A 13,998-nucleotide genomic window follows, 5' to 3' on the forward strand; every position below is an offset into this window, starting at 1 on the left:
ATGTTTTAGTTTTGCTTTCATAATGCACTGCAAAACTAAACCTCAGCCTTTGCGCTACTGTTAAGGAGGCGTTATCCTTTGTTTACCTGTAGATTATCTCAATGTTAATAGCCACCCTTTCAGGCCTTGGACTCTTCACTCTCTTTTTTGTCTGAAGAATCTTCTGTGTCATTTTTTGTCTCTTCATTTACCTCTTGAGTTTCCTCAGATTCAACTATCTCAGCATCAGCCACATCAGATTTTTCTTCGTCCTCTTTCTGAACTCCGTTTTTCTTGGAATCAGACGGGCGTTCGAAAATACCGTCCGGATATTTTCCGTGAGGGCGATCACCTAATAAGTCACGAAGTGCATGATGATCCAGAACCTCTCTTTCAAGAAGTGCTTCAGCTAATTTCTCAAGTTCATCCTTATGCTTTTTTAGCAAATCAATAGTACGATCGTGATTCAAGTCTATAATCTTACGGACTTCTTTATCAATCTGCTCACTGGTTTGCTCGGAGTATTTTTTATTGAATCCGTAGCTGTTTTCAGGGTTTTGCGAGTCTTTCAGAGAAATATATCCAAGTTTATCACTCATACCGTATTCGGCAACCATAGCAAACGCCATCGTTGTGATACGCTCAAGATCGTTTTGTGCACCGGTAGAAATTCGCCCAAAGATAATCTCTTCAGCTACTCGTCCACCAAGAAGCGCACAAATTTTGTCGTTCAGCTCCTCGGTTGTCATCAGGAAGCGTTCTTCAAGGGGTGTTTGTAAGGTATACCCTAATGCAGCTAAGCCACGTGGTACAATACTTACCTTCAATACGGGATCGGTGTGCTCCAGAAACCAGCCTACAATGGCATGACCGGCTTCATGATATGCCACAATTTTTCGCTCGTCAGGACTGATTAACTTATTCTTCCTTTCCAGACCGGCAATTACTTTTTCGATAGAATCCTGGAAATCTTCCATCTCAATGCTGCTTTTCTCACGTCGGGCAGCCAATAAAGCAGCCTCGTTACAAAGATTTGCCAGATCGGCTCCGGCAAAACCAGGGGTCTGAGATGCCAATACTCTCAAGTCGATGTTATCCGAAAGTTTTAATTTTTTGGTGTGAACCCTCAGGATTTCAACACGGCCGTTTAAGTCCGGCTTGTCAATCATAATCTGTCGATCAAAACGACCCGGGCGTAACAAGGCGGAGTCAAGAATATCCGGGCGGTTTGTTGCTGCCATCAGGATCACTCCCTTGTCGGAGTTGAATCCATCCATTTCGCTGAGCAGCTGATTCAACGTATTTTCCCGCTCATCATTGGAACCCATTGCCATTCCACGTCCACGGGTACGGCCAATGGAGTCAATTTCATCAATAAATATAATACATGGGGCTTTTTCCTTTGCTTGCTTGAACAGGTCGCGAACCCGTGCTGCACCCACTCCTACAAACATTTCTACGAAATCAGAACCACTTAAGCTGAAGAATGGCACGCTGGCCTCTCCTGCGGTTGCCTTGGCAAGTAATGTTTTACCGGTTCCGGGAGGCCCCACTAACAACACACCTTTAGGCAGCACGCCACCAAGCTTGGTAAATTTCTGAGGGTTTTTCAGGAACTCCACAACCTCTTCAACTTCAGCTTTCGCTTCCTGAAGTCCGGCCACATCTTCAAAGGTTACCTTGGTTTCTTTTTGCTGATCGTAGAGTGATGCTTTGTTCTTTCCAATGTTGAGAACTTGTTGCCCGGGATTCATTTTCCTGAAAATGAAAATCCAGATTACGATTAACAACGCAATCGGAATCAGCCAAACAAAAATGCCGCTGAACCAGTCTTCTTCAATTCGCACATCATACTCGACAGCATTGGCGTCGAGCACGGGTCGAATTTCATCACCCCGGAGCATTGTGGTCCTGAACTTTTTGAAATCCTCAACGCTTTCCGTAGAAAACGGGAGATTGTTGCTGTCTTCCTGTGCCGGACGATTTATAATTCCATCTGATATAGCTTTATCCGAATAGACCCCGGTAACATCCACCCCATTGGTTATCGTGATTTCACTAACATATCCATTCTCGACATGTTCAAGAAACTTGCTGTACTTAATTCTGTTCCCGGTATCAGGAGAAAAGAAAAGTACTTGGGCAAGTAGAAGTACAAAGAATAATACAAATATACTCCAAGTAGGAAATTTAGGGGAGTTACCGCCTTTTTTGCCGTCTGGCTTAACTGATTTTTTTTGATTTTGGTCTTTCTGCGCCATTAAAACAAGCTTATAAAATTATCTTAGACTATAATATAACGAACCTTACACTCAGATGAGTTTACGAGATCGAATTATCTTTATTGAATCGAACGTACTCTTGGCAAAAAACGTGCCACTAACTTTCTTATGACAAATCATCAAACGAGACTACATCACCTTCTGCAGTCTGCATTTTCATGCCCTCTTCTTTGGAAACCATGCGCCCTATTACTACAAAATCATTAAAATGATTCACGAACTCTTCTACTTTCTCTTCAGACAAAGTAAACATGAGTTCAAGATCTTCTCCGCCAAACAGAGCGTAACGATCTACATCTTCCTGCATTTCGCCGGCTACCTGTCGGGTTTCGATTGCTATAGGTAATGCCGCTTGATAAATATAGGCTCCAAGATTTGATTCCTCAGAAATAGAGTTGACTTCACTAACCAATCCTTTTGTAATGTCGATCATTGAGGTAGGAACAAGATTTTGCTCTCTTAATGTATCTACAAGATCTTTTCTTGCTTCAGGAACCAATTGCCTCTTAACCACAAACTGGTAATCACCAAGTTCCGGCTGAACAGATTCATCTCCGTGTTCTTCCCAGAATTTCTTTTCACGCATTAGAATCCTAAGTCCGGCAAGGGCTCCACCAAGATCTCCGGTAATACAGATAGCATCTCCTTCATTGGCGCCTTTACGGTAAGTGATATGCTCTTCATCCACTTTACCATACACACTTATGGAAACCACAAGGTTGGCGTGATTGGCTTTCATATCGCCACCTACTACTTCTACCTCATGAACTTTCCCTGCTGCGTAAATCCCCTGGTATAAATCCTCTATCATTTGAACCGACATCCGGTTTGGCACAGCGAGATTTATGAGAACGGCCTCTGGTTTGCCGTTCATCGCGTAAATATCACTGACTCCTGCCGAGAGTATCTTATAGCCAAGGTGATTAAACGGTGTGTAGGTAGGATCAAAGTCTACTCCCTCAACATAGGTATCACTGGATAGGAGCGTTAGATTTCCCTCTTCTTCTTTGATAACGGCGGCATCATCTCCAATTGATTGCGTTACCTTTTCATTTTTGAAAGCATCATAGTTTGAAATCTTTTCAAGAAGCCCTTTGCTTCCGATGCTTTGTATCGTTTGAAATTCTTCGGACATATAATCAGGGGGGTTAAAATAAAAAAAGGCACCTGCACCATTGGGTACAGCTGCCTTAATCTTTAAAAAATTAAATTAAGGTTCGCGACGTGTAGAGTAGTTTATACGAAACGTGCTGGCCTGTTTTAATTCTTCCTGTACGTCGGTAAGAAGTCCGAACTCGGAGTTCTCATCCACACGCAGGGAAACAATTAACTTAGGCTGTTCGCGAAGCTTGTCATACATCAGCGTTCTGATTCCGCCTATATCTTCAACGATAGCGTCATCAATCTGAACCTTATCTTCACCCAATTTATTACCCGGAAGTCGTTCCGGTCCAATATATACATAGGAAAGAAGTCGCTTTTGCTCAATCTTTTCAATGTTTTCGGCCTGGGTGAGGTTAACACGAACCTTCAATGTTACTTCTCTCAATACGGTGGTTACCATAAAGAAGAAGAGTAACATGAATACAACATCCGGCATGGCGGAAGTAGGTACTTCCTGCTTACTGCCTGCATTCTTCTTTTTAAAATGAGCCATGATAGATTATTCGTTAGGTTCTGCTATTGAGATTTTCTTCGGATACATATCCTTTACTTGCTCTTGCTGAGGACTGTCTTCTTCGAGTGCACCATAAGGCACGCCATAGTTAGCTCTTGAAGCCTCGTCTCTTAGATCCTTGTAAGCGCCCATTACCTCATCCAGCATATCAACATAAATGCGGTAAGGAGTTTCGCGTTGGGTTCTGATAGAGACAATCGCCAAATCGGGAGTTTCTGCCAGATTCGGATCTTGTGTTGGATTCTTAATGAACTCAATCAACCGGGCCTTAACTTCTCCAAGTTGATAGAATTCTTCATCCATTACGATTCGTCCTTCCTGATTCACAAGAATATTCATCAGGTTTCTTTCCTTAATGGGTGGTGGATCTACATCTTCTTCCAATGGAGGAGGAAGCACCAATCCAATTCCGGTATCTACGTTAATCGTAGTTGTAACCAGAAAGAAAATGAGCAAGAGAAAGGCGATATCCGCCATGGAAGATCCATTGATCTCCGCACTTTCTCTTTTTCTTTTTTTAAGTAGCATATTGCGTTCCTACTAAAACTTAAATGTTCCGCGAAGTCCGGTAAGGACTATCGCTGCAACCATACCAAGCATCATTAGAGCTGCTGTCATCACTCCGGCATCAGAAAATTCGCCGGATATTGCGTATGCAATTCCGAAGACAACAAATGGGATGGCCATCATTCCAATCTTTTTGTAGTCCTGCTTGCCCATTACAAGGCTTCGAACCCCGGCTCCGGCCATAGAGACCACACCGAGAACGATTAACCCAAGAGCAAGTCCGACACTAATTGCAACCATATCTATATCCTTTTTATTGTTTGGATTCTAATTATGCGTCAGTGTCGCTGGCAGATGGAGGAACTAAATCTTTTCCTTCATTCAGCATAATAATGGAGTCAATCAGGGTGATTGAACTTTCTTCCATTTCTGCAATCAGTCGGTCAATTTTAGATACGCAATAGTTGTATCCAATTTGGAGAATAATACCCGCAATCAAACCTCCGGCGGTTGTCAAAAGTGCAGTTTTAATACCACCCGCTACAATACTCGGGGAGATATCAGCTGCAGCTTCAATGTCATCGAAAGCCTCGATCATACCTACTACGGTACCAAGGAATCCGAATAGCGGAGCAATTGCAATGAAAAGTGACAACCATACAAGACCGCGCTCGAGGAAACTCATTTCAATAGAGCCATAAGCTGAAATTGCTTTTTCTGCAGCTTCAATACCTTCGTGAGAACGCATTAAACCAGCTTGAAAAACTGACGCTACAGGACCTCGGGTTTGTGCACAAAGTTCTTCAGCAGCTTCGATACCACCGTCCTGAAGAGCTTCTTGTACGTTAACGATAAATTTACGTGTGTTGATGTCAGCAAGGTTGAGAGTAATGATCCGCTCAAGAAATATGGCGAGGCCGAGAATCAATGTAACCAATACCGGCCACATCCATCCGCCTTCATTACCTTCGTTAAATTTTGCTACTACGACATTAAAAAACCCTTCGTCAGCAGGGGCTTGTAAGAGAAAAAGAGCAATCGACGATATCATGTCTACTCCACTAATAGTTTAATTGTTAAAGGCTAAGAATAATGAAGCGAAAGAATAGTTCATTTTATACTAAATGTCAAAGTAACATCCGGCTTAAAAACTCATTTTTACGTAATGTTACCCACTTTCGAATTCACTACAATAAGTTACCGATTATTAACGGTTTTTATCAAAAAGTTGCACTCATAACTAATTTTATAGTATGTATGGCAGCACGGTCTGTGACGGTTCTTCCATCGTAATTAAAACTTATGCGAATTAAATTACTTGCCCGATACGAACTATTGAGCGACCAAATGAGATTGGTTCCTTCCCCGGTTCCCTCCGTCAATTCATAACTTCCGTAGGATGATGAACTCCCATTCACTATGGTGTTTCGTACCTCAAGCCGGAGATTAGACTGGAGTTTTCTCCACAAAAAAGTTCGATGAGTCGTCGAAATCTTTAGCAAATCCGCCGTTACATTTTGGACAGGAAACCGGTCTTCTTTCCGGGCATAAGAAACCTCCAGCCCGGCATTCCAGGATCGACTGATGGTTCCGTTTACCCCCGGCTTAAAGGAAAGCGTTCTGATATCATAATTTCTGTTTTGGAGCCGGCTGCTCTCGCTTCGGTTTGTACTTCCCAAAACATCCATAGAAACCCGAACCCGGTCTGTGATATCAAAAGCTGAATTCAGGTACCTCAAGTCAGTGTAGCTTTCAATCGATTCGGTACTTCTCTGATTCAGGCTCTGGTTTTGTGAATATCCAAGGCGCAAGTCGGCTCGATTCACCCCATTCAATAGATTTAATTCTTTTTCCCAAAGCAACCTGCCCTGCACGGTGTTGGAATCATTTCGGAACGAGCTCAACTTCAGCAAATAAATATCAGATAGATCACGAGTGGTTGAGTTTTCAGTAATATCGATTCTTGATCGGAGACTGATGGCCTGAAGCCAGTTTTCATCCTCCAGAAAAGTTAACGGCTGGATGGTATTCAAGAATCGTACATTAAGATCTATGACCGGCAATAAATCATCGGAAGGTAAAAACTGGCGAATGAACGTTCCCTCATTAGGACTCACTTCCTGGAAAAACTCATCCACCTGCTGGGTTCCGTCTCCGTTCAGGTCATCCCATACATACTGACCAATTTCAGGGCCTACCTCAATATAGGTTTCCTGCAACAAAGCCCGGCGCTGGGTGTTGGCCTCGTAGAAAAATTCCCCATCCAGAAACTGATCCCTGGTCGAATAATTGGTTACGGATTTAATAAGTAAACCCTGACGATTTCTACCTCCCGTTGCTTCAAAAGCTTCGGTGAACTGTTTATCTCTCAGGCGCACTTCATTGGTAGTTCCAAAATTACTGCCGGGTCGATAGCTTAGACGGTACCGCTGCTCAATAGCTTTGGCTTCATCTTGCAGAAGGTTATCGAGAACACCCTCCTCTTCCCGGTAGGCTACAGATGCATCCAGTTCCAGATCCGAAAATGCAACTTGTAAGCCCGGTCCCACATCATAGAAGTTTTGGGAAAGCTGGGTTAGTGAATCTGTTTGAGCGTTACGTTGCTCCCTGTTCTCTTGTTCAAAGGATATATATGGAGTAATGAGCGTTGAACCGAGACCAAATCCTTTACTGACAGATCCATTCTGTCTGAACCAGTTCCCGTTCTGATTCAAGACTTCATCTTCACTTTGCACCCAATCCTGACTGTAATTCAAATCCAATATTCCTTCTTCCGAACTTGAGATAGAAGAAGCCTGCCGAAGCCCATAAAAACGATCCCTTTCCACTACACCTAATTCTGCTCCAACTGTTGTGTGCACAGTCGGACTTACGCTCAAGCTGGCTTGGTTTATCACTTCCTTACTTTCTCCGGAACGGGTGATATTCCACTTACGGTCAAATTCTACATCTAGGGTACGCTCAAAAAACTGAAATCTCCTGCCTGAATATCTTCGGCTCAACGAGGCACTAATTGTGCCAATAGCTGAGGTAGCTTCAGAAACCCTCAACCCGGATTCATAGGCCATATCTGTATTATTTGCGTCATCAAGCGATGAGAATCGGTTGGCATCAAAATCACTGACGGCCCATTCCCCGAATAGTTTAACATCTTTGCTAATATTGAAACTCCCGTAAATAGCGGCCATTTGTTGTTTCTGTGGAGCCGGAAGCTGACGAAACGGTTCATAACTACCGAGCCCGGGACCCACCCATTCATATAACAGGCCATTTACCTGACTGCTCACCCGGCGGTAGCTACCCTCTGCTTCTCCTACTTTAGTAAATTGTACCCTGTAAATGGCATCTTCAGAGCCGGGCTGATTCTGGTAGATCGTATAGCTTTGCCCTTCCAGAACGGTATCCACTTCAGCATACAATACGAACCGATCCCTTTCATCTTCAGTAGCAATCCGGGCTCCGCTTACTACCGCGTCATCGAGGTCATCCCCAACATTCTGAAGCAATTCAATATCACTTTGAGTGAGCGATTGCTGAGATAGGAGATCATCACCGTCTGCCTGTCGAATGACTGAGGCACCGATGTTCATCCTTCCATCCAGAAAGTTTCCCCCGCCTTCCGCAGACACCATGGTACGATTGAAATCCTGATCTGCGTATTCATACTCAATCACAATTCGGGTTTCATCTTTAATAAGCAGGTTGTTAGTGAAGGTTACTTCTCCTAAGCCATAATCAATAATATAGTCATGCTCAGCTCCCCGCTGTACCTGTTGTCCATTCACATAAACCCGCTCGGTGCCTGCAAGGATAATCACAAACTCCTGATCGTTTCGGCCGGTTAGCCGGTAAGGACCCTGAACGCCATCTTGTCCTGAAAAACTCATAGACTTATAAGTCCCCCTCACTACCGAGGCCGCACCGGTATAATCGCCATAGTCCGAATTCACATAGCCTGTTGCCCCTTGCAGCCTTCTGTTGAGCCGGGCAAACGTGCTTTGTTCCAGGCTGATATCCACATCCCCCATTTCCACTGTTGTGTTCGGGGCTTCCACCTGAATGAATACCTTATCAAATTCCCGGAGGTTTTGTGTGGTACCATCGGGCTGAATGGGAATGCTTTGATCGGTTAAGGAGGCGTTGATGTTTATAGTTTCAGTCAAAGCTCCACTGAGTTCAAAATTCAATCCACTCTCGAGTGCAAAATCCTGATTGGATCCAACAATAATTCCCCTGCTCAGACTTCCTGATTGTCTTAAGTTTGATTCTGCTAATGCAGGTTGTTGTCGGCTTGCAATTTCTTCGTCCAGAGAATCCGGATCAGTAAATAACCTACTATCCAGTTCTATTGGCCTTCTGGGTTGATAGGTTCTGGAAATAGTAAATGGGTTTTCCTGATAGTGGACTACTACCTGACGGTAACCGGAAAGTTCATTCTCCCTGAAAGAAAGCAATCCCGATTGTTCATCGAAAGACCACCTGTCTGTGGTAAGCTCTTTTCCATCTGAAGTAACGTTGATGCTTGATGGAATAACCCATTCTCCTAAATAATATGAGGAGTCCGGGTCAAAGGGTTGTAGTAATTTTTGTTGATTGACAGGGGTTTGTGCCTGCACGGAACCCAAACTTGCGAAGCACAACAACAGTGTGCAGGCCAGATAGTGTATGAATGTTTGGGTCGCAGGGGCAGCCAGAGGAATCTACATTTATTTGGGTGTGATTAAGGCTAAAGCTTTCCGCGGAAAGGGTCAACAATCAGCGATTATTAAATGCCTGAAGTCCGCGATCAAGAAAAGCTACAAACTCATCTTTTTTGCTGTAGCCCAAACTTTGGGTAATTACACGCCCCGATTCCGGATCAACAATGGCGTAAGTTGGTAGGGCCACATTTCCGGTAAGCTCAAACTGGAACATCTGATTCTCCGGCCCGTCCGGACCGCCATCGGTATAAAGTTTGACCAGCTCCATCTGTTCGAAACGCTGAACAACCTCATCCAGTGGAAAGATGTTTGATTCCATAGCCCGGCAATTGGTGCAGGTATAACCCGTGAAGTCGATGAAAACAGGTATCCCTGCTTCTTTGGCAGCCTCACGGGAAGCTTCATAATCTTTAGACCATCCCTCATCGGCGCTGGTAGTGGCTCCCGAGCCGGGCGTAGTTCCGATCGAGGCCACTAAACTTACATCGGTTGCTTGTTTTGGGGGAAGAAAGGCATCCCATATACCCAGCGAAGAACCGAGCAAGCCCGGAATTAAATAGAAACTGAATAATAGAAAAGGAATCGAAAGCAGCACTCTTCCCGTAGATATACTTTCGGGCTTCTGCTCATGTTTTAACGAATATGTGCCCAACAGGTATAATCCGGTGAGTAAGAAAATGGCAATCCACGCGGCGATGGTCAACGGGCGGGAAACGACTCCCCATTCCCAAACCAAATCTACATTGGAAAGGAATTTGAAAGCTGCAGCCAATTCTATAAATCCAAGCAGTACTTTTACAATATTCATCCATGAGCCGCTTTTAGGTAACGATTCCATCCATTTGGGGAAAATAGCCAGGATCACAAAAGGGCTGGCAAAGGCGGCTGAAAACCCAATCATCCCAATGATAGGATAAAACCACTCACCCCCGGTGGTGGCAGCAAACACTCCGCCCACAAAGGGTGCGGTACAAGAAAATGAAACCGCGCTGATCGTGAGTGCCATGAATAATATACCGGCTATGCCAGAGCTCTCATTACTCTGGCGATTCAGCCAGTTGGTTAACTGATGTGGTAAGCGGAGTTCATACATTCCCAACAAACTGAAGGCGAAAGCAACCAATACAAATGCGATAAACAAATTCACCCAGGGATTGGATGCAAAATTCTGGGCACCGGATACTCCGAAGATTGCTGCAAGCAATACACCAAGAATCGTGAAAGTGATGACAATAGCAATCCCGAATAAAACGGCACCTCCAATTCCCTTCCCGGAACCTTCCTGTTTAGAAAAATACGAAACCGTTAATGGAATCATGGGGAAAACACAAGGAGTAAGCAAAGCTGCAAACCCGGCCAGAATAGCCACCCAAATAAAGGAAAAAACCCCGTCTCCGCCCAACGAAGACTCTTTGATATCACCACCAACAGAACCTGAATCTTCTGAATAAACAGCTTGATCAACCGGATTCTCAGAAATACCGGTTACCGTTACTCCCGCAATAATCGATTTTGATTTGGGCGGAAGGCAGACCCGGTCGTCACATACCTGGTAAAAAACTTCGATGTCCAGGTTCTGTGATCCTGTCTGGTTGGTTTTTATAGCAACCGGAACGGTAAAGCTGGCGAAACTGCTGTGCCAGCCTAATTCAGCCTCAAAGTTGGGGTCGAACTCAATATCGGCTTCTGACTCTACTACATCACCGGTAATTACAAAATTGGATGACTTCGCTGAAAACTCGGTGGGAAAAGGTCCGGCGTCTTTGTCATTAAGAATAGAATAAAGGTGCCAGTCACCTTCGATAGAGGCATCAATTTTTATCTCAAAAACTTCCCCGGCCAATACTTCTTCAGGAGCTTCCGAAACACTGAATTTAACAGGATCAGGGATTTGGGCGTGAATAAAAAATGGGGATAACATCATGATGATGATCCCCATTAATAGTGTTTGAGATGATTTCATTAAACTTAATTTCTTTGAGTTAGCCGTCACGGTTAGTACTTGCAATCAGTATGTTCAATCAATTCCGGCATCACTACGTTTCCTTGTAATAAATGCGTTTGTTCTTGGATGACTGCTCAACCGTTTATCTTACGAATGCTAACTCAATGTATCCGAAATTAGTGTATCGAAATCGAGTCAGTAAGTTATCACTCGTCTTTAACAACCCAGAACTTAACCTGTGGATTCAGATCTCCAACAAGGTTTACAGTAGCTGTGTATTCGCCAAGTGCTTTCACGTCCTGATCAAGAGAAATGTCTTTCTTATCAACAAGAATTTCACGCTCTTCCAGAGCCGCTGCAATATCAGCGTTGGTTACGGTTCCGTGAATTTTGTCTTCTTCGCCGGTTGTTACCGGGATAGTCAGTGAAGTTACTTCCAGCTGTTTAGCCAGTTCTTTAGCTTCCTTAACGGTAAACTCAGCCTGACGGGCGGCTTCTTTCTTCAGTCTTTCAAGTTCCTGAATAGCTCCTTTGGTTGCCATAACGGCTTTACCCTGAGGAATCAGGTAGTTACGTCCGTAGCCGTCTTTTACATCAACAACTTCGCCGGACTGTCCTAATTTTTCTACGTCTTCTCTAAGTATGATTTTCATAATTCTGTCAACTTAAAATTTTATCTAAGGTTTTCAGCTACGTATGGCATAAGAGCTAAAAATCGAGCTCTTTTCACGGCCGTTGTTAACTGTCGCTGGTGCTTTGCACTGGTACCGGTAACACGACGCGGGAGAATTTTACCCTGGTCGTTAGTAAAACGCTGAAGAGTATCTACGTCTTTGTAATCAATGTACTCAACTCCGGCACGGGTGAATTTGCACTGCTTTACCTTACGTTGACCTTTCTTTGGATGTGATGGATTCTTAATCATAATTCAAAATCTTTAAGTGTGGGTTCTCTTTAATTAATCGTCGTCTTCTTCCGACTCGTCTTCATCTTCAATCGCGAAGATATCAGGTACTTCATTTTTCTTTTGAAGTTCACGATGACGTAACATTTTGGCGTCATATTTCAGCGTCAGGTATCGAAGAATATCATCATCGATTCGTAGTTGACGTTCAACGCTGGCAATAGCTTCAGCGGGTGCTGTGAAATACATATTCACATAATAACCACTGCCTTTTTTATCGATGTTGTATGCGAACTGACGTAAGCCCCACTCATCTACTTCATCAATTTCTCCGCCGTTCTTTTCGATCAGATTGGTAACTTTATCGACGGTTTCTTTGAACTTATCCTCTTCGAGAACAGGATTTATGATATAGGTAAACTCGTAATAGTTTTTGCTCATTTTGATATGTTTTTCTTTGGTTGCTTCCTAAGGTGAAAGCAGTCGCTCTGGCACTTTGCCGAACAACAGAAGACTGTAAAGATACGCTTTTTTTGATGTCTATTCCAACCTCTCAAAAAGGTTTTATTTTACTTGACCAACAGGTTTGAAAGGTGTTTGCCGTTACTCAACTTATAGACTCCAAAATCACTGTCCAGCGTAATTATTGATTCGAGATCACGTGCTTCAGCAGTAACAATCAGTGATGCATCAGCAAAATCTGCCGGTAAATCAGCATATCTATCAATCACTTCCCTGACTTTAATGATCTGCCACTGTTCTAAGTTCACCACTTCGATCCCTCCTTCAGAAACCCAACTCAGAAAATCCAGCTGGGTTTCTTTATTGAAATCGAGCATATAGGACACTTCAGTCAAAACAGGCCAGGTGGAAATTAACCTCCCTTTATACCCTTTCATGAAATCGAGCACTCGATCATAATGCTGATCGCTGTTATCAAACAGGGCTATAATGGGGCCTGCGTCAATCAGTGTGCTTATCACGAATCTTATCTTTTATTCGGGATTTATAGGTGACGGATCGGTTTGATTCTGCGCTTCCATGCTTCCCAAAGTAGGCAGCGCCCACTTCGTAGGGTTTGTTATATTTCTTCTCTTTTGCCATATACTCCACCAAGGCTTCTTTTATAATGTTAGAGCGGGATACTTTCTTTTGATCGGCTAACATCTCCAGCTCTTTCTCTAAATCCTCCGGTAAACGAACTGATCTCATGACATCATTATTAATTGTTTTACAAAATGTATTACAATTTTAAATTATAGACAAATCTCTTGTATAAGCATTATTAATATAGCTCTGCACTATTAACCCAAACGGCTCGATAGCCATGATGCTATCAGAATACCAGCTTATTGAGTCGGTTAGCTATTAAATGAAAAGCAACTGATTATCAGGGAGCTATTGAAATGGCAGGTGTTGAGTAGCTGCCGAAGGTATTCAGCAGATCCATTAACCCACCGGTAGGCAGCAGCGGCTCCACTCCATAATACAGAGTAAGTATGGCAAGAATTGCGATGGTTCCTTTATAGAGCAACGTTGGCTTAAATAGCTCAACTGGCTGATGTTCTTCACGGAAGTACAGGTAAACCATTACGCGAAGGTAATAGTAGACACTGGCAGCACTAGCCAATACCCCTATAATGGCCAAACCAACCATTTCGGCATTAATAGCTGCGGCAAATACATAGTACTTACCCACGAAACCCACCAGTGGCGGAATACCCGCTAGAGAGAATAGAAAAACGGATAAAGATACTCCCATTAATGGTTCCTTATATCCAAGTCCGGCAAGATTTTGGACCTGTGTAAAATCAAGGCCTTTGTTGCGTTCGTAGTAAGCAATCACTCCAAATGCACCTACATTCATCAGGGTATAAGCAAATAAGTAGAAAAGTACAGCGCTGTATCCTTCAAAAGTACCGGCGGCCAGACCTACTAAAGCGTATCCAGCATGAGCCACACTCGAATAAGCAAGCATACGCTTTACGTTATCCTGTACAAGG

The 13,998-nt window shown here is 43.5% G+C and carries 14 protein-coding genes; all 14 read right to left on the bottom strand.

The genetic code is table 11. The features are described 5' to 3' along the window. Positions 1-119: 119 nt before the first annotated feature. A complete protein-coding gene (gene ftsH / locus ABFW99_RS01380; protein WP_349355439.1) occupies positions 120-2,240 on the bottom strand; it encodes an ATP-dependent zinc metalloprotease FtsH in 2,121 nt (706 codons plus the stop codon). A gap of 127 nt (positions 2,241-2,367) precedes the next feature. Beyond that, positions 2,368-3,396 (bottom strand): thiamine-phosphate kinase, encoded by a 1,029-nt coding sequence (thiL, locus tag ABFW99_RS01385; protein ID WP_349355440.1) that lies wholly within the window; start codon positions 3,394-3,396, stop codon positions 2,368-2,370. Positions 3,397-3,471: 75 nt separating this feature from the next. Beyond that, on the bottom strand, positions 3,472-3,918 hold the full coding sequence (locus tag ABFW99_RS01390) for an ExbD/TolR family protein (RefSeq protein ID WP_255135033.1): 447 nt from the start codon (positions 3,916-3,918) through the stop codon (positions 3,472-3,474). Between the two features lie 6 nt (positions 3,919-3,924). Then, entirely contained in the window at positions 3,925-4,467 is a 543-nt protein-coding gene (locus tag ABFW99_RS01395; RefSeq protein WP_349355441.1) for an ExbD/TolR family protein, read from the bottom strand. Positions 4,468-4,479: 12 nt separating this feature from the next. Then, positions 4,480-4,746: a hypothetical protein gene (locus ABFW99_RS01400; protein WP_349355442.1), complete on the bottom strand. Its 267-nt coding sequence runs from the start codon at positions 4,744-4,746 to the stop codon at positions 4,480-4,482. Positions 4,747-4,777: 31 nt separating this feature from the next. Beyond that, the gene (locus ABFW99_RS01405) at positions 4,778-5,497 is read right to left on the bottom strand and encodes a MotA/TolQ/ExbB proton channel family protein (RefSeq protein ID WP_349355443.1); all 720 of its coding nucleotides are present in this window, start codon (positions 5,495-5,497) and stop codon (positions 4,778-4,780) included. 169 nt (positions 5,498-5,666) lie between these two features. Further along, a complete protein-coding gene (locus ABFW99_RS01410) occupies positions 5,667-9,062 on the bottom strand; it encodes a hypothetical protein (RefSeq protein WP_349355444.1) in 3,396 nt (1,131 codons plus the stop codon). A 139-nt stretch (positions 9,063-9,201) separates the two neighbouring features. Next, the gene (locus ABFW99_RS01415; protein WP_349355445.1) at positions 9,202-11,109 is read right to left on the bottom strand and encodes a protein-disulfide reductase DsbD family protein; all 1,908 of its coding nucleotides are present in this window, start codon (positions 11,107-11,109) and stop codon (positions 9,202-9,204) included. A 188-nt stretch (positions 11,110-11,297) separates the two neighbouring features. Then, the gene (gene rplI / locus ABFW99_RS01420; RefSeq protein ID WP_255135039.1) at positions 11,298-11,744 is read right to left on the bottom strand and encodes a 50S ribosomal protein L9; all 447 of its coding nucleotides are present in this window, start codon (positions 11,742-11,744) and stop codon (positions 11,298-11,300) included. Positions 11,745-11,764: 20 nt separating this feature from the next. Continuing rightward, positions 11,765-12,016, bottom strand: coding sequence for a 30S ribosomal protein S18 (gene rpsR, locus ABFW99_RS01425; RefSeq protein WP_255135040.1), 252 nt, complete (start codon positions 12,014-12,016; stop codon positions 11,765-11,767). 33 nt (positions 12,017-12,049) lie between these two features. Then, a complete protein-coding gene (gene rpsF / locus ABFW99_RS01430) occupies positions 12,050-12,436 on the bottom strand; it encodes a 30S ribosomal protein S6 (protein WP_255135041.1) in 387 nt (128 codons plus the stop codon). A gap of 128 nt (positions 12,437-12,564) precedes the next feature. Next, complete coding sequence (locus tag ABFW99_RS01435; protein WP_349355446.1) at positions 12,565-12,978, bottom strand: type II toxin-antitoxin system VapC family toxin; 414 nt, start codon at positions 12,976-12,978, stop codon at positions 12,565-12,567. Further along, the gene (locus tag ABFW99_RS01440; protein ID WP_349355447.1) at positions 12,959-13,207 is read right to left on the bottom strand and encodes a CopG family transcriptional regulator; all 249 of its coding nucleotides are present in this window, start codon (positions 13,205-13,207) and stop codon (positions 12,959-12,961) included. Before ABFW99_RS01440 ends, ABFW99_RS01435 begins: the two co-directional genes overlap by 20 nt. A gap of 178 nt (positions 13,208-13,385) precedes the next feature. Next, a partial coding sequence (locus ABFW99_RS01445) for an NADH-quinone oxidoreductase subunit N (RefSeq protein WP_349355448.1) occupies positions 13,386-13,998 on the bottom strand: 613 nt, incomplete at its 5' end.

This window comes from Gracilimonas sp. BCB1 (assembly GCF_040117685.2).
Lineage (GTDB): Bacteria > Bacteroidota > Rhodothermia > Balneolales > Balneolaceae > Gracilimonas.